21 protein-coding genes and 1 riboswitch are annotated in these 22026 nt (G+C 57.5%); of the genes, 5 read left to right on the top strand and 16 right to left on the bottom strand.

From position 1 onward, the window contains the following. Nucleotides 1–35 precede the first annotated feature (35 nt). The 5 genes from moaE to moaA form a co-directional block, all read right to left on the bottom strand. The gene (gene moaE, locus AM379_RS14880) at nucleotides 36–488 is read right to left on the bottom strand and encodes a molybdopterin synthase catalytic subunit MoaE (protein ID WP_014169225.1); all 453 of its coding nucleotides are present in this window, start codon (nucleotides 486–488) and stop codon (nucleotides 36–38) included. A 1-nt stretch (nucleotide 489) separates the two neighbouring features. Further along, nucleotides 490–735 (bottom strand): molybdopterin synthase sulfur carrier subunit, encoded by a 246-nt coding sequence (moaD, locus tag AM379_RS14875; protein WP_086532769.1) that lies wholly within the window; start codon nucleotides 733–735, stop codon nucleotides 490–492. After that, nucleotides 728–1213 carry a cyclic pyranopterin monophosphate synthase MoaC gene (gene moaC / locus AM379_RS14870; RefSeq protein ID WP_008501142.1) on the bottom strand — a complete coding sequence of 162 codons (486 nt, stop codon included), beginning with the start codon at nucleotides 1211–1213 and terminating at the stop codon, nucleotides 728–730. Before moaC ends, moaD begins: the two co-directional genes overlap by 8 nt. 3 nt (nucleotides 1214–1216) lie before the next feature. Next, nucleotides 1217–1729: a molybdenum cofactor biosynthesis protein B gene (gene moaB, locus AM379_RS14865; protein ID WP_020884931.1), complete on the bottom strand. Its 513-nt coding sequence runs from the start codon at nucleotides 1727–1729 to the stop codon at nucleotides 1217–1219. Nucleotides 1730–1753: 24 nt separating this feature from the next. Next, entirely contained in the window at nucleotides 1754–2743 is a 990-nt protein-coding gene (gene moaA, locus AM379_RS14860) for a GTP 3',8-cyclase MoaA (RefSeq protein ID WP_032681391.1), read from the bottom strand. After that, nucleotides 2731–2865, bottom strand: a riboswitch (molybdenum cofactor riboswitch). Its footprint overlaps the gene before it by 13 nt. A gap of 226 nt (nucleotides 2866–3091) precedes the next feature. On the opposite strand from moaA, the gene yvcK reads away from it, so the two are divergent. Continuing rightward, nucleotides 3092–4000 (top strand): uridine diphosphate-N-acetylglucosamine-binding protein YvcK, encoded by a 909-nt coding sequence (gene yvcK, locus AM379_RS14850; protein ID WP_020884933.1) that lies wholly within the window; start codon nucleotides 3092–3094, stop codon nucleotides 3998–4000. Nucleotides 4001–4086: 86 nt separating this feature from the next. Here yvcK and uvrB read toward each other — a convergent pair whose 3' ends face one another. Then, a complete protein-coding gene (gene uvrB / locus AM379_RS14845) occupies nucleotides 4087–6102 on the bottom strand; it encodes an excinuclease ABC subunit UvrB (protein WP_079231254.1) in 2016 nt (671 codons plus the stop codon). A 751-nt stretch (nucleotides 6103–6853) separates the two neighbouring features. Between uvrB and AM379_RS14840 the strand changes: the two genes are divergently transcribed. Then, nucleotides 6854–7576 (top strand): ABC transporter ATP-binding protein, encoded by a 723-nt coding sequence (locus tag AM379_RS14840; protein ID WP_014169219.1) that lies wholly within the window; start codon nucleotides 6854–6856, stop codon nucleotides 7574–7576. Here the strand turns inward: AM379_RS14840 and bioD are convergent. The 4 genes from bioD to bioB are packed head-to-tail and all read right to left on the bottom strand — an operon-like array spanning nucleotide 7539 to nucleotide 11166. Further along, entirely contained in the window at nucleotides 7539–8240 is a 702-nt protein-coding gene (bioD, locus tag AM379_RS14835; RefSeq protein WP_063934396.1) for a dethiobiotin synthase, read from the bottom strand. The genes AM379_RS14840 and bioD overlap by 38 nt on opposite strands. Continuing rightward, nucleotides 8233–8988, bottom strand: a complete 756-nt coding sequence (bioC, locus tag AM379_RS14830) for a malonyl-ACP O-methyltransferase BioC (RefSeq protein WP_106503849.1) — start codon at nucleotides 8986–8988, stop codon at nucleotides 8233–8235. Before bioC ends, bioD begins: the two co-directional genes overlap by 8 nt. Then, nucleotides 8972–10129: an 8-amino-7-oxononanoate synthase gene (gene bioF, locus AM379_RS14825; protein WP_106503848.1), complete on the bottom strand. Its 1158-nt coding sequence runs from the start codon at nucleotides 10127–10129 to the stop codon at nucleotides 8972–8974. The genes bioC and bioF overlap by 17 nt, the downstream gene beginning before the upstream one ends. Beyond that, a complete protein-coding gene (gene bioB, locus AM379_RS14820; protein WP_014169215.1) occupies nucleotides 10126–11166 on the bottom strand; it encodes a biotin synthase BioB in 1041 nt (346 codons plus the stop codon). The genes bioF and bioB overlap by 4 nt, the downstream gene beginning before the upstream one ends. An 86-nt stretch (nucleotides 11167–11252) precedes the next feature. Between bioB and bioA the strand changes: the two genes are divergently transcribed. Then, nucleotides 11253–12542: an adenosylmethionine--8-amino-7-oxononanoate transaminase gene (bioA, locus tag AM379_RS14815; protein WP_425592155.1), complete on the top strand. Its 1290-nt coding sequence runs from the start codon at nucleotides 11253–11255 to the stop codon at nucleotides 12540–12542. Between the two features lie 72 nt (nucleotides 12543–12614). Beyond that, complete coding sequence (locus AM379_RS14810) at nucleotides 12615–13091, top strand: kinase inhibitor (RefSeq protein WP_014169213.1); 477 nt, start codon at nucleotides 12615–12617, stop codon at nucleotides 13089–13091. A gap of 42 nt (nucleotides 13092–13133) precedes the next feature. On the opposite strand, the gene hutH is transcribed toward AM379_RS14810, so the two are convergent. The 5 genes from hutH to hutI all read right to left on the bottom strand — a co-directional run bounded on the left by hutH (nucleotide 13134) and on the right by hutI (nucleotide 19388). Continuing rightward, nucleotides 13134–14654, bottom strand: coding sequence for a histidine ammonia-lyase (gene hutH, locus AM379_RS14805; protein WP_044866436.1), 1521 nt, complete (start codon nucleotides 14652–14654; stop codon nucleotides 13134–13136). Further along, complete coding sequence (gene hutU, locus AM379_RS14800; protein ID WP_020884940.1) at nucleotides 14654–16339, bottom strand: urocanate hydratase; 1686 nt, start codon at nucleotides 16337–16339, stop codon at nucleotides 14654–14656. The genes hutH and hutU overlap by 1 nt, the downstream gene beginning before the upstream one ends. Before the next feature lie 136 nt (nucleotides 16340–16475). Then, nucleotides 16476–17210 (bottom strand): histidine utilization repressor, encoded by a 735-nt coding sequence (locus tag AM379_RS14795; protein WP_047357123.1) that lies wholly within the window; start codon nucleotides 17208–17210, stop codon nucleotides 16476–16478. Between the two features lie 19 nt (nucleotides 17211–17229). Beyond that, nucleotides 17230–18168: a formimidoylglutamase gene (gene hutG / locus AM379_RS14790; RefSeq protein WP_106503846.1), complete on the bottom strand. Its 939-nt coding sequence runs from the start codon at nucleotides 18166–18168 to the stop codon at nucleotides 17230–17232. Continuing rightward, the gene (hutI, locus tag AM379_RS14785) at nucleotides 18165–19388 is read right to left on the bottom strand and encodes an imidazolonepropionase (protein ID WP_106503845.1); all 1224 of its coding nucleotides are present in this window, start codon (nucleotides 19386–19388) and stop codon (nucleotides 18165–18167) included. Before hutI ends, hutG begins: the two co-directional genes overlap by 4 nt. Before the next feature lie 224 nt (nucleotides 19389–19612). On the opposite strand from hutI, the gene AM379_RS14780 reads away from it, so the two are divergent. After that, a complete protein-coding gene (locus AM379_RS14780) occupies nucleotides 19613–20896 on the top strand; it encodes a putative acyl-CoA thioester hydrolase (protein ID WP_014169207.1) in 1284 nt (427 codons plus the stop codon). Between the two features lie 91 nt (nucleotides 20897–20987). Here AM379_RS14780 and pgl read toward each other — a convergent pair whose 3' ends face one another. Next, on the bottom strand, nucleotides 20988–21983 hold the full coding sequence (gene pgl / locus AM379_RS14775) for a 6-phosphogluconolactonase (protein ID WP_106503844.1): 996 nt from the start codon (nucleotides 21981–21983) through the stop codon (nucleotides 20988–20990). Between the last annotated feature and the right edge of the window lie 43 nt (nucleotides 21984–22026).

The following is a 22026-nucleotide window of genomic DNA, read 5'->3' as shown; positions in this document are numbered from 1 at the left end:
ACACACGTTAAGACTAACACATCCACGCAAACCGACTACCAACGACTGGCGGCTTCTTTGTCGCTGTCACGCGACTCAACCCACCTGTCGCCTTCCGGCGTCGCTTCACGTTTCCAGAATGGCGCTTTGGTTTTGAGGTAATCCATAATGAACTCCCCGGCTGCAAACGCACTACTACGGTGGGCACTGGTCACGCCGACAAAAACGATTTCCTCGCCAGGCCACATTTCACCAATACGGTGGATAACCGTCACTCGCCCGAGCGGCCAGCGGCCACGCGCCTGTTCAACGATCTCCGCGAGGGATTTCTCCGTCATGCCCGGATAGTGCTCCAGCGTCAGCGCCTTTACGCTGTCGCCGAGATTATGGTTACGCACTTTGCCGGTGAAGGTGACAACCGCACCGTCTTCGTCACGCTCTGCCAGCCAGTCATATTCTGTACCAACGCTGAAACGATCATGACCTACCAGAATTCGGGTTTCAGCCATCTTAGCCCCCTGTCACCGGCGGGAAGAAGGCCACTTCATCCCCGGCCGTCAGCGGATGGGTCAGCTCCACCAGCGTCTGGTTAACCGCGGCCAGCAGCTTGCCTTCATCCAGCGCCAGCGCCCAGCGGTCGCTTTGCGTGGCAAGATGCGCACGCAGGTCGGCAACGGTGTCAAACGGGGCATCAAGCGTCAGGCTGTCGGTGCCCACCAGCTCGCGGACCTGAGCAAAAAAGAGCACCTTAATCATGGCTGTCCACCTTAAAATCACCGGATTTACCACCGCTTTTCGCCAGCAAACGAACCGGGCCAATCACCATATCTTTCTGCACCGCTTTGCACATGTCATAGATAGTCAACGCGGCGACAGAGGCCGCCGTCAGGGCTTCCATCTCAACCCCGGTTTTCCCGGTTAAGCGGCAGAGCGATTCGATGCGCACGCGGTTGTGCTCCGGCTGCGCCTGCAGGTTAACTTCCACCTTGCTCAGCATCAGCGGGTGGCAGAGCGGAATTAAGTCCCAGGTGCGTTTCGCAGCCTGGATCCCGGCGATGCGGGCGGTGGCAAAGACGTCGCCTTTGTGATGGCTGCCGTCAATAATCATCGCCAGGGTCTCTGGCAACATGGTCACGAAGGCTTCAGCACGCGCCTCACGCACCGTTTCGGCTTTGGCGGAGACATCCACCATATGTGCTTCGCCAGCGGCGTTAATGTGGGTCAATTGCGACATAACTTATTTCTTTAAATGGGGATGGAAATTACACGGACGAGTACGGGCATCCAGCTGCGGCGCAATAATATTTTCCCACGCGGTGCGACACGCTTTTGTCGAGCCGGGCATGGCAAAAATCAACGTCCCGTTCGCCACACCGGCCACCGCACGCGACTGCAGCGTGGAGGTGCCAATCTCTTCAAACGAGAGCATGCGGAACACTTCACCAAAGCCTTCCACTTCCCGGTCAAACAGCGGGACGAGCGCCTCGGGAGCCTGGTCGCCTGTGGTAAAACCGGTGCCACCGGTGATCAGCACCACCTGCACCTCATCGCTGGCAATCCACTGAGAGACCCGGGCACGAATGGCATAACGGTTCTCTTTCACGATCGCCTTATCAACAATACTGTGCCCGGCATCATGTGCCGCATCGCGCAGCCAGTGGCCGGAGGTGTCATCCTCTTCACCGCGGCGGTCGGAAACGGTAAGAATAGCAATGCGTGTCGGGATAAATTCCGCGCTAACCTGACTCATCTTCTGGTTCCTTCTTAAGCCTGATTACCCGCCAATGTAGGACAGGTTCTGAGTAATGCCGGTGTTGCCCTGATGCAGGAAGTGGGTCTGTTTTTTGTGCGTCAGAGCTTCAGAAATCCGCGCTTCAAGCGCGGCCTGTTGGGCGTCTTCCGCCAGCAGATCGCGAAGGTCGACACCGCCATCCCCGAACAGGCACAGATGCAGCTTACCAACGGAGGAGACGCGAAGACGGTTACAGCTGGCACAGAAGTCTTTCTCATACGGCATGATAAGCCCGATTTCCCCTTCGTAATCCGGGTGACAAAAGACCTGCGCCGGGCCGTCGCTGCGCTGACGGATCTGGTGGATCCAGCCGCGTTTCAGCAGCTCATCTCGCAACACCATCCCGGAGATGTGATGCCGACGGAACAGCTCACTGCCCTCGCCAGTTTCCATCAGCTCGATAAAACGCAACTGGATGGGGCGGGATTTGATCCACGCCAGGAAGGTATCAAGCTGGTGATGGTTGACGTCACGCATCAGCACCGTATTGACTTTGACCTTCTGGAACCCGGCACTGAACGCCGCGTCAATTCCATCCATCACCTGGCGGAATTTATCCTGGCCGGTAATGGCATGAAACTGGCGGGCATCGAGGCTGTCCACGCTGACGTTGATGGCGGTTAAGCCCGCGTCGCGCCAGGTCGCAACGTCGCGAGCCATGCGGTACCCGTTGGTGGTGACCGCAATCTGACGGATACGATCGTTCTCACGCACCGCAGCAATGATATCGGGGAAATCACGACGCAGAGAGGGTTCCCCTCCGGTCAGGCGGACCTTTTCCGTGCCGAGTTCAGAGAATGCGCGTGTGACGCGGCGCACTTCGTCCACGGAGAGAAAGCCGTTATTGGTGACGCTGCCCGGTTTGTAGCCATCGGGCAGACAGTAGGTGCAACGGAAGTTGCACACATCGGTAATCGACAGACGTAAGTAAAAAAACTTACGCGCGAATGCATCAGTAAGTTGTGAAGCCATGTACACCTTTCCAGAGACGGGAGGCACAGTCATTTCTTTCTGTACCCTGGTGGCATATTCGCCACGGCCAGGGCGCCATATCTTTCGACACAGGCGCCAGGGCTCGAGTGTATGTTTTCAAATTTGAAAACGTGGTTATGGCGATAGTAGCGCGGAAATCTTCCCTTCGCCATTATCACTTAACGCTATATAACAATATACATAACGACATAATCGTGTATTTTCGCTACAGAATACCGAAAAACAGCATATTCACATTGATATACGTCATTTTGCGCCGGGTGAGGCATCGTCTTTTAGGGGTAGTTAGGGTAGTGTTACGCAGATCGAACGTGATAAGGAATGTGTATGCGCAATCGCACTTTTGCGGATCTTGACCGTGTTGTCGCTCTTGGCGGAGGCCATGGTCTGGGGCGAGTGATGTCTTCTCTGTCCTCACTTGGCTCAAGGCTGACAGGGATAGTGACAACCACGGATAATGGCGGCTCCACCGGGCGTATTCGACGCGCGGAAGGGGGTATCGCCTGGGGCGATATGCGTAATTGTCTGAACCAGTTAATTACCGAGCCGAGCGTCGCTTCGGCGATGTTTGAGTACCGTTTTGGCGGTAACGGCGAACTTTCCGGGCATAACCTTGGAAATTTGATGCTTAAAGCGCTGGATCACCTGTCAGTGCGCCCGCTGGAAGCCATCAATTTGATCCGAAACCTGCTCAAGGTTGACGCGTTCCTGATCCCGATGTCCGAACAACCGGTCGATTTGATGGCAATCGATGCGGAAGGGCACGAGGTTTATGGCGAAGTGAACATCGACCAGCTTACCGTGCCGCCAAAAGAGCTGATGACCTACCCAAGCGTGCCCGCCACGCGTGAAGCCATTGAGGCCATCGGCGAAGCGGATTTGATTTTGATTGGGCCGGGCAGTTTTTACACCAGCCTGATGCCCATTTTACTGGTCAAAGAGCTGGCACAGGCTCTGCGCAGAACGCCCGCCCCCATGGTTTACATCGGCAATTTAGGCCGTGAGCTGAGCCCGGCGGCGGCGAGCCTGTCGCTGGCGGACAAACTGAATCTGATGGAGCAGTACGTCGGGAAGAAAATCATCGATGGCGTGGTGGTCGGCCCGAAAGTTGATGTATCAGGGATTGGCGATCGCGTGGTGGTTCAGGAGCCGCTGGAAGCGAGCGATATTAAATATCGCCACGACCGTCACCTGCTGCGTGAAGCGCTGGAGAAGGCGATTCAGGACCTGGGATAGAGATTATGCCTTCACCCAACTTCTCTCCCACGGGAGAGAGCAAACACTAAAAAAATGACAGCCTGTGGCTGTCATTTTGCTTTTACCTAGGAGGCGGCGATAAACAGATCGCGCAGCTGATGCAGCTGGTCGCGGATTTGCGCGGCCTCTTCGAATTCGAGGTTCTGCGCATGCTGCATCATCTGCCCTTCCAGTTCGTGGATTTTCTGCTGCAGCGCTTTTGGCGTCAGCTCGACGGTATCCGGCTCAACCACTGAACGCGCCTTCCCGCGCCCTTTCGCTTTGGTCTTCGCAATGTTCTGACCCAGCGCCAGAATATCCACCACTTTCTTGTTCAGGCCCTGCGGCGTAATACCGTGCTCTTCGTTGTAACGCTGCTGTTTCTCACGACGACGCTCCGTTTCGCCAATTGCTTTCGCCATTGACGGGGTAATTTTGTCACCGTAAAGGATCGCTTTACCGTTAACGTTACGCGCGGCACGGCCAATGGTCTGGATCAGGGAGCGTTCAGAACGCAGGAAGCCCTCTTTGTCGGCATCCAGAATCGCCACCAGCGAGACTTCTGGCATATCCAGGCCTTCTCGCAGCAGGTTGATACCCACCAGCACGTCAAACTCGCCCAGACGCAGGTCGCGGATGATCTCCATACGCTCGACGGTATCGATATCCGAGTGCAGGTAACGCACCCGCTCACCGTGCTCCTCAAGATACTCGGTGAGATCTTCCGCCATACGCTTGGTCAACGTCGTTACCAGCACGCGCTCATTGATGGCCGCGCGGATACGGATTTCTGACAGCAGATCGTCAACCTGAGTGGCGACCGGACGCACCTCGATAATCGGATCCAGCAGCCCGGTCGGACGCACGACCTGGTCAACCACCTCATCGCCCGATTTTTCAAGCTCGTAGTTGCCCGGCGTAGCCGAGACGTAGATGGTTTGCGGTGCCAGCGCCTCAAATTCTTCAAACTTCATGGGACGGTTATCCAGTGCCGATGGCAGACGGAAACCATACTCCACCAGCGTCTCTTTACGCGCCCGGTCACCGCGATACATCCCGCCAATTTGCGGGATAGTCACGTGAGATTCGTCGATCACCAGCAGACCGTCTGCCGGCAGATAATCAAACAGCGTCGGCGGTGGCTCGCCCGGACCACGCCCGGAGAGGAAACGTGAGTAGTTTTCGATACCTGAGCAGTAACCCAGCTCGTTCATCATCTCCAGGTCAAACTGGGTGCGCTGGCTCAGGCGTTGCTCTTCCAGCAGCTTATTATTCGCCAGAAGCACCTTACGGCGGTCTGCCAGCTCAACTTTGATCTCTTCCATCGCCTGCACGATACGCTCGCGTGGCGTCACGTAGTGCGTTTTCGGGTAGATGGTATAGCGCTGAACGACCGACTCGACGTGGCCGGTCAGCGGGTCAAACAGCGACAGGCGTTCAACCTCTTCGTCAAACAGCTCAACGCGCAGGGCGACATCGTCCGACTCTGCCGGGAAGATATCAATCACCTCGCCGCGCACGCGGAAGGTACCGCGCTGGAACGCCTGATCGTTACGGGTGTACTGCAGCTCTGTCAGACGGCGTAAAATAGCGCGCTGATCGATGATCATCCCCTGGGTCAGGTGCAGCATCATCTTGAGATAGAGATCCGGATCGCCCAGACCGTAGATAGCCGACACTGACGCCACCACCACCACATCGCGACGCTCAAGAAGCGCCTTCGTCGCCGACAGACGCATCTGCTCAATGTGTTCGTTCACCGAGGCATCTTTCTCAATGAAGGTGTCAGAGCTCGGGACATACGCTTCAGGCTGGTAGTAATCGTAGTAGGAGACAAAATATTCCACGGCGTTATCCGGGAAGAACTCTTTCATCTCGCCGTAAAGCTGAGCGGCCAGGGTTTTGTTTGGGGCCAGCACCATCGTGGGGCGCTGCAGATCGGCGATAACGTTGGCAATGGTAAACGTTTTGCCCGAACCGGTTACCCCCAGCAGCGTCTGGTGCGCCAGCCCATCTTCCAGCCCCTCTTCGAGACGTCGGATCGCCTCAGGCTGATCGCCGGAAGGACGGAATGCAGAATTCAATTTGAACGGTTTACTCATGGGCGACAACCTGATGACGTTATAAGCGGCAGGTGAGTAATTTTACTCGTTGCTGCCAGGAATGCCAGTAAAAAACACTGGATGAAAAACCAGTAGCATGTCAGGATATTTAGAGTACCGGCAGGGTGATTAGCGCGATAGCGGTCAAAATTTGGACCGTGACAACATAAAACACCAGTCAGGACGGGTTATCCCCAGAACTTTTTCTTTTTTAACATTTGTCAAGCCAGGTAATGATAGTTTTATGGCAACAGGTGACACTTTCATTACGGCAATTGCTTTTATCTAACCAATTAAATATTAAGCGATATTTTCTAAAGCCGCGTTTCGCGCCAATTTGGTCGTAACCCGCGTCTTCTCTCGCTTATCGCGTGTTTTCTAACTCTAATGCACATGGTTATCCACAGGAATAGTGGATAACTGCTTCCAGCCCGTGCAGACCGCCGCTCAGCAAATTCCCGACTTTTCCCACGAAACGGCAGCAAAAATTTTTTATAGCTATTTTTTGCTGATAAACAGTTGTGTCATTCATAACCAACCGATGCGATCTTGCTCACATTTCCACCATTTTAACCCTGCACCACAACTCATCACGTCCGGCACCGCGGATGTGCAAAGGGGGTAATCACACACCGCTTATCCAGGACAAATTCCTAAAAAAGCCTCTTTTTTAATCAATTTAGGGTTTCTGGCAGGAGTTTTGCACATCCCACAATGAGCCTCATCCACACAGATTTTTAAGGAGAGAAAGATGTTGAGTCTGCGTGCAGTTAACCAGTTTTACGGAAGCCAACATACGCTATGGAACGTGGATTTAGATTTTCCCAAAGGCATGTGTACAGGCGTTGTTGGCCTGCCGGGGATGGGCAAAACGACCCTGATGAATTGCATCGCCGGGAAAGTGCCTGTCGACAGCGGCACCATCATCTGGCACGAAGCCGGTGCACCGCCGCGAGATTTGCTTAGCCAGACGCCAGAACCCTTCGCTGGCCCGGGAATAGGCTATGTCCCGCAGGACAGGCGGATTTTCTCCCAGCTAACCATTGATGAAAATCTGCATATCGCCATGCGGGCGACAGGGAAACCTGACCCTGAAGCGAAAAGTGACGTTTACGACCTCTTTCCGGAACTCTATGCGCTGCGACAAACCCGGGCCAACACGCTTTCGCCAGACGACCAGTATCAGCTGGCGCTGGCCAATGCACTGGTCATCCGTCCGCGGATGCTGATTCTGGATGAACCGATGCATGGCGCGGGCCACAGCTTCGCCCAGAAGCTGAGCCAGCTGCTGGTGCGGTTAAACCGGGAACTGGGAATGACGGTGTTGTTAGCTGAGCAGCAGCTGTCGTTTATCCGCCGGGTCGCGGAGCGCTTTTGCATGCTGTATCGCGGGCGTAACGTGGCCCAGGGCCACGTTAACGAGCTGGATGACGAGCTTATCGCCCACTGGATGTCGCTGGAGGCAAGACGCTGAGATCGAGGTAATGCCCGGTTTCAGCGCACCCGGCAGTGTCAGCCAGCCACGGGATCTCCCCAAGAAACGGCGCAGGAAGCACCCGCTTCAGCGTTGCCAGATACTCCTGATGTCGCCTGCCCGGCGCAACCACGTCGTTGGCTATCCAGCCGGCCAGGCGCAGCCCGGCCTGCTGAACGGCCTGGGCGGTCAGCATCGCATGGTTGATACAGCCGAGTTTGACCCCTACCACCAGGATTACCGGCAGTTGCTCGATTTGCACCCAGTCAGCAAAGGTCTGGTCCGCCGAAAGTGGCGTAAACCAGCCACCGGCGCCCTCCACCAGCACCCAGTCAGCCTGGCATTCAAGGGCGCGTAACCCGGCAGAAAGCACGGCAAAATCAATCGGGCGACCTTCATCGGCGCTGATAATATGCGGCGAGGTGGGCTCGGCAAAGGTGTACGGATTCACCGCTGAATAGGCAAGTTCAAGCGTGCTGTTGCGCTGAAGCGCCAGCGCGTCGGTATTGCGTAACCCGTGCGCCGTCATCTCGCTGCCGGAGGCGACAGGTTTATATCCGGCGGTGGTTTTTCCCTGCATGCGCGCCGCCTGCAGCAGCGCTGAGCTGGCAACCGTCTTGCCCACTTCGGTATCTGTTCCGGTGACAAAATAACGTTCAGTCACGTTCAATAATCCCATGAAAAAGTTGATATGAGAGCGGGAACTGCCCCCGCTGCTGCGGCCACGCCAGCTCAAGACGCTGCAACTGGCCGCGGGTAAGAGGTTTCTTTTCACGCCCCGCATGCAGATGGGTCGCACCAATGCCCTTCAGGGAGCGCATGGCGCTGAAGGCATCGTCGAAATTCAGCGTAATGGTCTGCTCAGCACAGCGATAGCGCCATCCCGCCAGCGCGTGGATGACCTGCTCGTACGACAAAAAACGGTTAGCGTGAGGTTGTTCATCCACCGCTTTCCACGCCTGATTGAGCTCCGGTAAAGAGCTTTCCAGCAGCGTGGTGAAGGCCACGCATCCACCCGGGCGCGCCACGCGATAAAGCTCGTTTAATGCCTGCGGGAGACTACTGCACCACTGTACCGCCAGATGGCTCCAGACCAGATCAAACCGCGCATCCGGCAGCGGAATGGACTCAATATCGGCAACCAGATAGTGGTGCGCGGCCTGCTGCTGACGGGCCTCCTCAAGCATATCGGGCGACAGGTCGATGGCCGTCACCTCGCTGCCGGCCGCACGCCAGTGTCGGCTATTGGCACCCGGCCCACACCCGGCGTCCAGCACCTGAGGGAACCGGGTCTCGTTGAGTAAAGCAAGCAGCCCCTGCGCGCTCTGACGCTGGAGTTCATCGTGCTGCGAATAGCTGCGCGCGGCCCGGCCAAATGCCGCCGCGATCGCCTGTTTATTCACGGGTGTCATGCAGCGCCTCCAGAAGTGCTTCGATATCCTCTGCTTCGTGCGCCGCCGTGAGCGTCAGACGCAGTCGGGCAGTGCCGGGCGGTACGGTTGGTGGACGAATAGCCGTCACCCATATCCCCCGCTCGCGAAGCGTCTGCGCCAGCGTGAGAGCCAGACCGTTTTCCCCCACCATCACCGGCTGGATTGCGCTCTGCGAATCGGTGCTCTGGAACGGGAGATGGCGTAACCCCTGGCGAAAACGCCGGATATGTTCCGCCAGACGCGCCCGTCGTTCCCCACCTTCAGCGCTGCGGATCACCGCCAGTGATGCAGACAGCGCCACGGCCTGTGCGGGCGGCATACTGGTGCTGTAAATGAGATGACGGGCGAACTGCAGCAGATAGTCGGCGACAGACTCGCTGCACAACACGGCCGCCCCGCTCACGCCAAAACCTTTCCCGAAAGTCACCACCAGCAGTTCCGGCTTAACGTTTTGCTGATGGACGCTACCGCGCCCTTCCTCACCCATCACGCCAATACCATGCGCATCATCAACCAGCAGCCAGGCGTTTTGTCGCTGCGCCGTCTCATGCAGCGGACGCAGCGGTGCACTGTCGCCGTCCATGCTGAACACCCCTTCTGTGACCACCAGCTGCTGTCCGGTGCAGGGCTTATCGAGCAGGCCAGCAAGCTGAGCCGCATCGTTATGGGCAAAGCGGCGGAGCTGCGCAGGGCTTAAACTTGCCGCTTCCAGCAACGAGGCGTGACTTAAGCGGTCGGCAACAATGCGGTCGTCCTTGCCCATTAGCGCGGTGATGACCGCCTGGTTGGCGGCAAAACCTGAAATGAACAGCAACGCACGCGGATACCCCAGCCAGTCGGCAAGGGCCTCCTCCAGCGCCTGATGCGCCGTGGTGTAGCCGCTGACATGCCCCGAGCCGCCGCTGCCGACGCCAAACCGCTCCGCCCCCTGCTGCCAGGCGCGGACGATTGCCGGGTGCTGGCTCAGCCCGAGATAATCATTGCTGGAGAAATTGCAAAACTGCCGGCCCTCGCGGGTGAGAAAACGGCCTGCGCCGTTTTCTACCACGTTGCGAACGCGAAAGGCATCTGCCGCCCGGCGTTCTTCAAGCGCGGAATGGATACGTGCCTGCCAGGTCATACGGTTGCCGCGTTGTAGAACTGGTCAGTATCGGCGTTGAAAATCTGCTGCTCCAGCTGCTGCTGTTGCTCGTTATCCCCCGTCAGGACGTCGGTCTGATGCGGGTTCAGCCCCAGCTTGCGGAACAACTGGACGTCTTTGTCCTCTTCCGGGTTCGGGGTGGTCAGCAGTTTGCAGCCGTAGAAGATGGAGTTGGCCCCGGCCATAAAGCACATCGCCTGCGTCTGCTCGCTCATCTGCTCACGACCCGCCGAGAGGCGCACGTAGGAGGTCGGCATCATGATACGCGCCACCGCAATGGTGCGGATAAAATCAAATGCATCCACGTCTTCGTTATCCGCCAGTGGCGTACCTTTAACTTTCACCAGCATGTTGATCGGCACGCTTTCCGGCGGCGTGGGCAGGTTCGCCAGCTGCAGCAGAAGACCCGCACGGTCTTTCACCGTTTCGCCCAGTCCCACAATCCCGCCTGAACAGACTTTGATGCCGGCGTCACGCACTTTATCCAGCGTATCGAGACGCTCCTGATAGGTCCGCGTGGTGATGATATTGCCGTAAAATTCAGGGGAGGTGTCGAGGTTGTGGTTGTAGTAATCCAGCCCTGCCGCGGAAAGGCGTTGTGCCTGCTCTTCGTTCAGCGTGCCAAGGGTCATGCAGGCTTCCAGCCCCATCTCTTTCACCCCTTTCACCATCTGCTCCAGATACGGCATGTCGCGATCGTGCGGGTTTTTCCATGCCGCGCCCATACAGAATCGGGTTGAGCCTGCATTTTTCGCCTTACGGGCAGAGTCAAGCACCTGCTCCACTTCCATCAGACGTTCAGATTCAAGCCCGGTTTTATAGCGCGCACTCTGCGGGCAGTATTTGCAATCTTCTGGGCATGCGCCAGTCTTGATCGACAGCAGCGTACTGACCTGCACATGGCGTGGATCGAAGTGCTGACGATGCACCTGTTGGGCTTCAAACATCAGCTCAAGGAAAGGTTTGTTGAATAATTCAGTAACTTGCGACATCGTCCAGCGTGCGTGGTGAGCCATGGGGCTTCTCCAAAGGGTTTTGTTAATTTTCAGATCGGTTTATACTCGTAAACCTAAAACTTTTCAAAATGGTTTACAAGTCGATTATGACCCAGGACGATCTCGCCTTCGACAAGCAGCATATCTGGCACCCTTACACTTCCACTACCCGCCCCCTCCCCGTTTACCCGGTCGCCTCGGCTCACGGGTGCGAACTGACCCTGAGCAGCGGTGAGTCGCTTGTGGACGGCATGTCATCCTGGTGGGCGGCTATTCACGGGTATAACCACCCGCGTCTGAATGCGGCGATGAAAGCGCAGATTGACCAGATGTCGCACGTGATGTTTGGCGGTATCACCCATCAGCCTGCGGTTGACCTGTGCCGGCGTCTGGTCGCGATGACCCCGGCCCCGCTGGAGTGCGTTTTCCTTGCAGATTCCGGCTCTGTTGCCGTGGAAGTAGCGATGAAAATGGCGCTGCAGTACTGGCACGCCAGAGGTGAGACCCGCCAGCGGTTCCTCACCTTCCGCAACGGCTATCACGGCGACACGTTCGGCGCGATGTCGGTGTGCGATCCGGATAACTCCATGCACAGCCTGTGGAAGGGCTATCTGCCAGAGAACCTCTTTGCCCCGGCACCGCAAAGCCGTTTTGACGGGGAGTGGGATGAAATGGACATGGTCGGTTTTGCGCGGCTGATGGCTGCCCACCGCCATGAGATTGCCGCCGTTATTCTTGAGCCGGTTGTGCAGGGTGCAGGCGGAATGCGGATGTACCACCCGGCATGGCTGACGCGCATTCGTAAGATGTGCGATCGCGAGGACATTCTGCTGATTGCCGATGAGATCGCCACCGGCTTTGGCCGCACCGGCAAGCTGTTCGCCTGCGAGCATGCTGGGATCGCACCGGATATTCTGTGTCTGGGTAAAGCGCTGACCGGCGGCACCATGACGTTGTCCGCCACGCTGACAACGCGCCACGTTGCCGACACCATCAGCGACGGCGACGCAGGCTGCTTTATGCACGGCCCGACGTTTATGGGCAACCCACTGGCCTGCGCGGTGGCGAGCGAAAGCCTGGCCATTCTCGAGAGCGGCGAGTGGCAAACGCAGGTCGCGACGATTGAAGCGCAGCTTCGCCAGGAGCTGAGCGCAGCGTCCGCGGCTGAATTCGTGGCGGATGTGCGCGTGCTGGGTGCCATCGGCGTGATTGAGACCACCCATCCGGTTAACATGGCGGCGCTGCAGCGTTTCTTCGTGGAACGGGGGGTGTGGGTGCGTCCTTTCGGCAAGCTTATCTATCTGATGCCACCTTATGTTATCTCGCCGGCTCAGCTACGTCAGTTAACGGCTGCGGTAGTTGACGCTGTTAACATTCCCGCACATTTTGCGATTTAACCCTGAGCGTTAACGTCGGTACTCTGTTTATGCATTACACTTTTTGCATAATCGGGTACCGAGGTAAATAGTATGAAAATCATCAGTAAAGATCTGCGCGACGGGGAAAAACTGCCTGAACGCCACGTTTTTAACGGCATGGGTTATCAGGGGGATAATATCTCTCCGCATCTGGCGTGGGACGATGTTCCGGCGGGAACCAAAAGCTTTGTTGTCACCTGCTATGACCCGGATGCCCCTACAGGCTCAGGGTGGTGGCACTGGATAGTGGCGAACCTGCCTGCGGATACGCGCGTTCTGCCGCAAGGTTCCGGCTCTGACCTGGTGGCGCTGCCTGAAGGCGCTATCCAGACCCGAACCGATTTTGGCAAAGCGGGTTACGGTGGCGCCGCGCCGCCAAAAGGGGAAACGCACCGCTATATCTTCACGGTTCACGCGCTGGATGTGGACAAGATTGAGGTGGATGAGGGCGCGAGTGGCGCAATGGTCGGCTTTAACGTCCATTTTCATTCGCTGGGTAGCGCATCGATCACGGCAATGTATTCGTAAAAAAACCGGTGGCCTGAACGTGTCCGGGCCACCGGGCAAATCTTAGAGCACCGAAGGCAGTAAGCCCACCAGGCTTCCCTTCTCCAGCAGCGCGATCGCTTTATCAATATCCGGCGCAAAGAAACGGTCATCATCGTAATGCGCGACCTGTTCACGCAGCAGATGACGCGCCTGTTCCAGCAGCGGGCTGGATGTCAGACCTTCACGCAGATCAACGCCCTGACATGCGGCCAGCCATTCCACCGCCAGCACGCCGCGGGTGTTGGCGGCCATCTCCCACAGACGACGTCCGGCGGCCGGGGCCATCGAAACATGATCTTCCTGGTTCGCTGACGTTGGCAGACTGTCCACGCTGTGCGGATGCGACAGGGCCTTATTCTCGCTCGCCAGCGCCGCGGCCGTCACCTGGGCAATCATAAAACCGGAGTTGACCCCGCCGTTGCGGACCAGGAACGGCGGCAGCTGGGACATATGTTTATCCATCATCAGCGCGATGCGACGTTCGGATAAGGCCCCTACTTCCGCAATCGCCAGCGCGATATTATCCGCCACCATCGCCACAGGCTCGGCGTGGAAATTCCCCCCGGAGACCACTTCGTTTTCCTGAGCGAACACCAGCGGGTTATCAGACACCGCATTCGCCTCCACCAGTAGCACTTCTGCCGCGTGGCGCAGCTGCGTCAGACAGGCTCCCATCACCTGGGGCTGACAGCGAAGCGAATAGGGATCCTGTACCTTGTCACAGTTATGGTGAGAGTCTGCAATATCGCTGGTCTCGGTCAGCAGGTGACGGTACATCGCCGCGGCGTCAATCTGCCCGCGCTGGCCGCGCACCTCGTGGATACGGGCGTCAAACGGACGACGTGAGCCAAGCACCGCCTCGGTGGTCAGCGCACCGCACACGACCGCAGAGGCGAAAAGATCCTCGGCTTCAAACAGACCACGCAACGCAAACGCCGTCGAGGCCTGGGTTCCGTTAAGCAGCGCCAGCCCCTCTTTCGCCGCCAGCGTTATCGGGGTTAATCCGGCTTTTTTCAGCGCCTCTTTCGCGGGGAGCCACTCGCCCTTCCAGCGAGCCTGACCTTCACCGAGCAGCAGCAGCGACATATGGGCCAGCGGCGCAAGATCGCCGGATGCACCGACGGAACCTTTTGCCGGGATCCACGGATAGACTTCCGCATTCACCAGCGCCATCAGCGCCTCGATCACGCTGAGGCGAATTCCGGAGAACCCACGCGCCAGACTGTTGATTTTGAGCACCATCATCAGGCGGACAATGTCATCATCCAGCGGTTGACCGACACCCGCCGCATGCGAAAGCACCAGCGAGCGCTGTAAATTTTCCAGATCGTGCGTGGCGATACGCGTCTGCGCCAGCAGACCAAATCCGGTGTTGATGCCGTAGGCGGTACGTCCTTCGGCAATAATGGCTTCAACGCAGGCAACGCTGTCGTTAATCGCGGCGTGGGCGCTTTCATCAAGTGAGAGCGTAACCGGTTGACGCCAGATGTTACGCAGCTGTTTGAGCGTCAGTGAGCCGGGAGTGAGGGTTAAGGCGTTCATTAATGCTTTCCTTGTGTGGCAGGGATCATCGGCAGGTTCAGGCCCTGCTCTTTGGCACATTCAATCGCAATCTCGTAACCGGCATCCGCGTGGCGCATTACGCCGGTTGCCGGGTCGTTATGCAGCACGCGAGCGATACGCGCTGCCGCTTCATCCGTACCATCACACACGATGACCATTCCCGAGTGCTGGGAGAAGCCCATTCCTACGCCACCACCGTGATGCAGCGACACCCAGGTCGCCCCGCTGGCGGTATTCAGTAAGGCATTCAGCAGTGGCCAGTCGGAGACGGCATCGGAGCCGTCGCGCATGGCTTCGGTTTCACGGTTCGGGCTGGCAACAGAGCCCGAGTCGAGATGGTCCCGTCCGATAACAATCGGCGCGGAGACTTCACCGCTGCGCACCATTTCGTTAAAGGCCAGACCCAGTTTTTGTCGCCACTCCAGCCCGACCCAGCAGATCCGCGCCGGCAAGCCCTGGAAGTTAATGCGCTCGCGAGCCATATCCAGCCAGTGGTGCAGATGTTCGTCGTCGGCGACGATCTCCTTCACTTTGGCGTCGGTTTTGTAGATATCTTCCGGGTCGCCGGACAGGGCCACCCAGCGGAACGGGCCAATACCGCGACAGAACAGCGGACGAATATAGGCAGGCACAAACCCCGGGAAGTCGAAGGCGTTACTCACGCCCATCTCTTTCGCCATCTGGCGAATATTGTTGCCGTAATCAAATGTCGGAATGCCCATCTGGCTAAAGGCCAGCATGGCGTTCACGTGCTCCGCCATGGAACGTTTAGCGGCGAGCACCGTGCCTTCCGGGTCACTTTCGGCTTTTTGCTGGTACGCTTCCCACGTCCAGCCCGATGGCAGATAGCCGTGAAGGGGGTCGTGCGCGCTGGTCTGGTCAGTGACGAGATCCGGGCGTACACCACGGGCCACCAGTTCAGGGAGAATGTCAGCCGCGTTGCCGCAGAGCGCAATCGACATCGCTTTGCCTTCTGACGTGTATTTTTTGATGCGTGCCAGCGCGTCATCCAGGTTTTCAGCCTGTTCATCGACGTAACGGGTACGCAGTCGGAAATCAATGCGGCTCTGCTGACATTCAATGTTCAGGGAGCAGGCACCGGCAAGTGTCGCGGCCAGCGGCTGTGCGCCCCCCATTCCCCCCAGACCGGCGGTCAGTACCCAGCGACCTTTCAGCGAACCGTTATAGTGCTGACGACCGGCTTCCACGAAGGTTTCGTAGGTGCCCTGCACAATCCCCTGACTGCCGATGTAGATCCAGCTTCCCGCCGTCATCTGGCCATACATCGCCAGCCCTTTGGCGTCCAGCTCGTTAAAGTGTTCCCAGGTCGCCCAGTGCGGGACAAGGTTAGAGTTGGCGATCAGCACGCGCGGTGCATTCTTGTGGGTTTTGAACACGCCGACCGGTTTGCCGGATTGCACCAGCAGGGTTTCGTCATGTTCCAGATGAGTCAGGGATTCAACAATCGCGTCATAGCACTCCCAGTTGCGCGCGGCGCGGCCTATGCCGCCATACACCACCAGCTCGTGGGGGTTCTCCGCGACCTCAGGATCGAGGTTATTCATCAACATGCGCAGCGGGGCTTCGGTGAGCCAGCTTTTGGCGGTAAGTGTGGTGCCGCGCGCGGCGCGGACATCCTGCTGGCGGTATTTACCTGACGACATTGTGTGCTCCTCATACGGGACAGATGATGTATTCAGATATACTTGTATAGACAAGCACACACAAGGTCGAATTTAACAAAAAAGATACAATTTTGTTATATTGCGTTAGCTATCACGCTTTTAAAACGTATGACCCTTACGACATGAAATGGCCCTGCAGCCGGTATCGATTTCCCGGGAACAGCAGTCTGGCATGCGACACAATATGCGACGAAGACCAGGTACGGCGACGAATGAGCAGGCAAGGATCGTGCTCTTTGATCCGCAACAGTTCGCACTCCTGCGGCGTAGCGCGAACCGCTTCCACGATGTGCTCCCCTTCCGTCAGCGGCGCGATGAGCGAAAGATAGGCATGCGGCGTGGTCTGGGTGTAATCCTGATCCAGGTACTCGGGCACCCGACCGGCGTTCACGCAGCGATCTTCAATCTGCACCGGGATGTCGTTTTCATAATGCACCATCACGGAATGAAAGATGCGGCTTCCCTCTTTGACATTCAGCTCCACGGCCTGCTCGGCGCTGGCCTGTGTCTCTTCGAGCACCAGCACTTCACAGTGATGCTGATGGTTTCGCGAGGCTATCTCATCGGCAATACTTCTGATCTCAAACAGTGCCGATTGCCCTTTCGGCTCCGCAACGAAGGTTCCGACCCCCTGCAGACGCACCAGAAGGCCCTCATCGGTCAGCTCGCGCAGCGCCCGGTTAATGGTCATTCGGCTAAAACCAAACTGTGCGACCAGTTCGGCCTCGGACGGAATGCGATCGTGCGGCCGCCAGACGCCGGTTGCGATTTTTTCGCTGATGGCCTGCTTCACCTTTTCGTAGAAAGGCGCGGGAGGGCTGGACTGCGACAGGGGTGAGCGTGAAAACATTCTGACTCCTTAAACGTTGTTATGCCCACCAGTGAGCAATTTGCCAGGCCAGACGGGCGGCAAGCTTTGCCCCCTGTCCGTCCCGATCGTACTGCGGGTTAAATTCTACCAGATCGGCAGCCTGCAGTTTTCCACTGCGGCAGATGTGTTCAATCACCGGCAGAAGATCCAGCGCGGGTACCCCTAACGCCGCGGGCGCTGAGACGGCTGGCATTTCACCAGCAGGCAAAACATCGAGGTCAATGGTGAGGTAAACGCGGTCGGCCTGGGCCAGAACCTTGTCCAGAGCCGATAACGCATCTCGCCTGAAATGAAGGTCTTCCACCAGCGTGACGTTTAGTCGCTCAGCTTCATCCCACAGCGCCTGCGTGTTCGCCGCCCGGCTGACGCCCAGGCAGGCATACTGAAAATCGCGTGCCTGTTCCGCACAGTAGTGTGCCAGCTGACGAAACGGCGTGCCGGAGGTCGCGTGGTCCGCCTTGCGCAGGTCAAGGTGTGCATCCAGATTTATCACCACCACGCGCGCGTTCGGGAAAGCATCCAGAACCCCGCGGCCATGCGCCCAGGCGGTCTCGTGTCCCCCGCCAAAAACCAGCGTACGCATGCCGGACTGCTGGCAGGCCTGCACGGCATCGCTTAACGCCCGCTGAGCCGCTTCCAGGTTATCGCCCTCGACATATACCGACCCCATATCCACCAGCCGGTCATGTCCATGATGACTTGCCATGTTCGCCAGCGCTTTGCGAAGCACCTCCGGGGCCTGTACGGCGCCGGGCCTGCCCTGATTGCGTTTTACCCCTTCATCACATTCAAACCCTATCAAAGCGATGCCGGATGACTGAGGGGTAAATACCGGCATCTGTCGCAGGGTCTGAAAAATACGTTTTGCATTGCTGGCCTCGGCGCTGTCGTCGCGCCCCTGCCAGACGGTCTCGGCAACCGGCCGCCAGAGTCTCATACGCTCTCCCCACGGAAAATACGTTGATACAACGGATTGCGTCCCGGCTCGTAGACCATTTCGACCGGGTGATGTGCATCCCAGACGACAAAGTCAGCCACGAATCCAACCTGCAGCTGCCCGTGCGTGGCCCCGCGTCCCAGCGCCTGGGCAGCATGTCGCGTCACGCCAGCCCAGGCCTCTTCAGGCGTCAGGCCAAACTGCACGCAGGCCATATTCATCGCGAGATGAATACTCGCGAACGGGCTGGTGCCGGGGTTATAGTCGGTGGCGACAGCCATGGGAACGCCCTCTTTTCTGAGCTGTTCAACCGGCGGACGCTGGCGCTCCTGAAGAAAATAGAATGCCCCCGGCAGTAATACCGCAACCGTGCCGTTGTGCGCCATCGCCTGAACACCGTCATCGTCGAGATATTCAATATGATCGGCGGAAAGCCCCTTAAAGCGGCTGACCAGCGCCGCGCCGCCAAGATTTGAAAGCTGTTCCACGTGTCCTTTGACCGGAATCCCCAGGGCAGTGGCAGCGCGGAAAAGCCGCTCGGTTTGCGCTGGCGTGAAGCCGACATTTTCGCAAAACACATCCACGGCTTCGAATAAGCCTTTTTGCCACAGCGTGGGCATCATCTGCTCGCACACCGTGGTGAGATACGCGTTCGCGTCATGGCGGTATTCCGCCGGAACCGCATGCGCAGCCAGAAGCGTTGGGCTGATCTCTACCGGATTGTTCTGGCCCAGCTGGCGGGCGACCTGCAGCATCTTCTCTTCCGCTTCGGCGTTGAGACCATATCCCGACTTGATTTCAACCGTGGTCACCCCTTCATCGATCAGCCGCTGCAGACGCTGTTGCGCCAGCGTGAGCAGGGTCTCGGGCGAACTGCTCCGCGTCGCCGTCACGGTCGCGTTAATCCCGCCGCCCTGCGCGCTGATGGTTTGATAAGAGACGCCGTTCAGACGCTGCTCCCACTCTGCCGCACGATCGCCACCGAACACCAGGTGGGTATGGCAGTCAATCAGCCCGGGGGTGACCAGACGACCGTGCAGATCGACACAGTGACGGTGGCCGGAAGGGATGTCGGATTCGGGAATAACGGCCAGAATCGTCTGGCCGCGCACCACCAGGGCGTGCTGCGCTTTCAGGCCATAAGGCGTGCTGTCGTCCGGGATCATTGTCGCCAGTCGCGCATTGCGCCATATTACATCGTCGGGATGAAGCTGCTGCATGGGCATTCCACTTGTCATGGGTTGTATAGACATTTATTTTCATCTGCCCCCTGCTGTCAACCGCTCTGGCGGAAAATGTTATTTATTTGTGATGACTTTCCCGCCTCCTGCGGGTAAAAAATGCATCTTTTACCCTTTTTATCTTCCCGTTTCGCTCAACTTAGTATAAAAAAGCAGGCTATTTCGTCTATCCCGTTAAGACTTGCATACCCAGGAGCTTTACCTTGAACATTTCCAGGATTTCCCGTCTGGCGTTAGCGCTCGCCTTTGGCGTGACATTATCCGCATGCAGTTCTACCCCACCGGACCAGCAGCCTTCTGAGCAGGTTGCACCGGGTACCGCCTCTCGCCCGATTTTGTCCGCTGATGAAGCGAAGAACTTTGACCGTGCGCACTACTTCTCGGCGATGGACCCTAACGCTGCGCCGTGGACACCGTCTTCTATTAACCTGCCGAAACAACCTGACTTCGTTGTCGGTCCGGCAGGTACGCAGGGCGTGACCCACACAACGATTCAGGCTGCGGTTGACGCGGCGATCACCAAACACAGCGCCTCTCGCCAGTACATCGCGATCCTGCCTGGGGAATATGAAGGCACCGTTTACGTTCCGGCAGCACCGGGCAGCATCACCCTTTACGGGACAGGCGAGAAAGCGGTCGACGTGAAAATTGGTCTGGCGATTGATTCTGAAATCGACAGCAACACCTGGCGTCGCCTGGTCAACCCGGCGGGTAAATACATGCCAGGCAAACCGGCGTGGTACATGTTTGACAACTGCCAGAGCAAGCGTGCAGCTACCATCGGCGTGATGTGTTCGGCGGTCGTCTGGTCGCAGAATAATGGCCTGCAGCTGCAGAACCTGACCATTCAGAATACCCTGGGCGATAGCGTGGATGCCGGTAACCACCAGGCCGTTGCACTGCGTAGCGATGGCGATAAAGTGCAGATCAACAACGTGAATATTCTTGGCCGTCAGAACACCTTCTTCGTGACGAACAGCGGTGTTCAGAACACGCTGCAGAATAACCGTCTGACCCGTACGCTGGTCACTAACAGCTACGTTGAAGGTGACGTGGATCTGGTCTCCGGTCGCGGCGCGGTGGTGTTTGAGAACACCGATTTCCGCGTGGTGAATTCACGCACTCAGCAGGAAGGTTATGTGTTTGCCCCGGCCACGCAATCCAACCTGTTCTACGGCTTCCTGGCCGTTAACAGCCGCTTTAACGCGTCCGGTGACGGCGTCGCGCAGCTGGGTCGCTCGCTGGATGTGGACTCTGCCACCAACGGTCAGGTTGTTATTCGTGACAGCGTGATCAACGAAGGTTTCAACATGGCTAAGCCATGGGCCGATGCCGCTATCTCCAAACGTCCTTTCTCCGGCAATACCGGTAGCGTGGATGATAAAGGTAACGTGCAGCGCAACCTGAATGACGCTAACTTCAACCGCATGTGGGAATACAACAACCGCGGTCTGGGCAGCAAAGTGGTTGCTGAGCCTAAGCAATAAAAGAATGCGTTGATGTCTTTTGCTGTACTCGCCCGGTGCCCACCGGGCATAAAAAAACCTCGCATTTGCGAGGTTTTTTGTTTTAAGCCTTTTAGTGTACGTTTACCACCACCCACATTGGCCCCTGGCCGACGGCGTAACGCCCTTTCTCTTCCAGCAGTCCCTGCGCACCTTTGATTTCGTACAGCGCGATGTGGTGGGATTTTTGCCCCGCCGCAATCAGGTATTTACCGCTGTGATCGATATTAAATCCGCGTGGCTGGGTTTCGGTAGGCTGGAAACCTTCAATCGCCAGCACGCTACCGTCTTCAGAAACGCTGAATACCGTAATCAGGCTGGAGGTACGGTCGCAGGCATACAGATGACGCCCATCCGGTGTGATGTGAATATCAGCCGCCCAGCGGGTGTCAGAGAAGTCAGACGGCATCATATCCAGCGTCTGCACGCACTCAATCTTGCCGTTAGGATCTTTCAGTTCCCATACGTCCACAGAACTGTTCAGCTCGTTCACCACATAGGCGTACTGCTGGTTCGGGTGGAACACCAGATGGCGCGGGCCCGCGCCCTCAACGGTGGTCACTTCTGCAGGATTCTGCGCCACCAGGTGACCGTCATCGCTCAGGGTAAACAGGCAGATACGATCCTGTTTCAGCGCAGGGACCCACAGCGTACGGTTATCCGGAGAAATATTCGCCGAGTGGCAACCTTCCAGCCCGTCAACCACCTCCACGGTTTCAACCGGTAGGCCCGCTTCCAGACGCGTTACGCTGACACAGCCCGCATTGTAAGAGCCGCTGAAGATGAAGTTGCCTTTGCGATCGGTGGAGATATGCGTTGGGCTGCCCGGTAAAGGTGCTTCCGCAGTGTAAGTCAGCGCGCCGTCGTCCGGCGAGATGCGGTAGGCCAGCACGCGAAACTCCGGGCGCACACCCACGTACAAGAAACGTTTATCCGGGCTGATAACCATCGGCTGCACCTGACCTGGCACATCAACAACCTGAACCAGCGTGAGGGTACCCTCGGTATTTAAACGCCAGACGTGGATCTGCTGGCTTTCAGGACTGGCGGTATAAACGGTTTGTTTCATGAATATTCACTCCTCTCTGCGCATGAAAGTAGTTAACTTTTGA

Origin of the sequence: Enterobacter cloacae complex sp. FDA-CDC-AR_0132 (genome assembly GCF_003010695.1) — a bacterium.
Taxonomy (GTDB): Bacteria; Pseudomonadota; Gammaproteobacteria; order Enterobacterales; family Enterobacteriaceae; genus Enterobacter; species Enterobacter ludwigii.
Note: the sequence above shows the minus strand (reverse complement) of the source record. Positions and strands in the feature narration are given on the sequence as shown.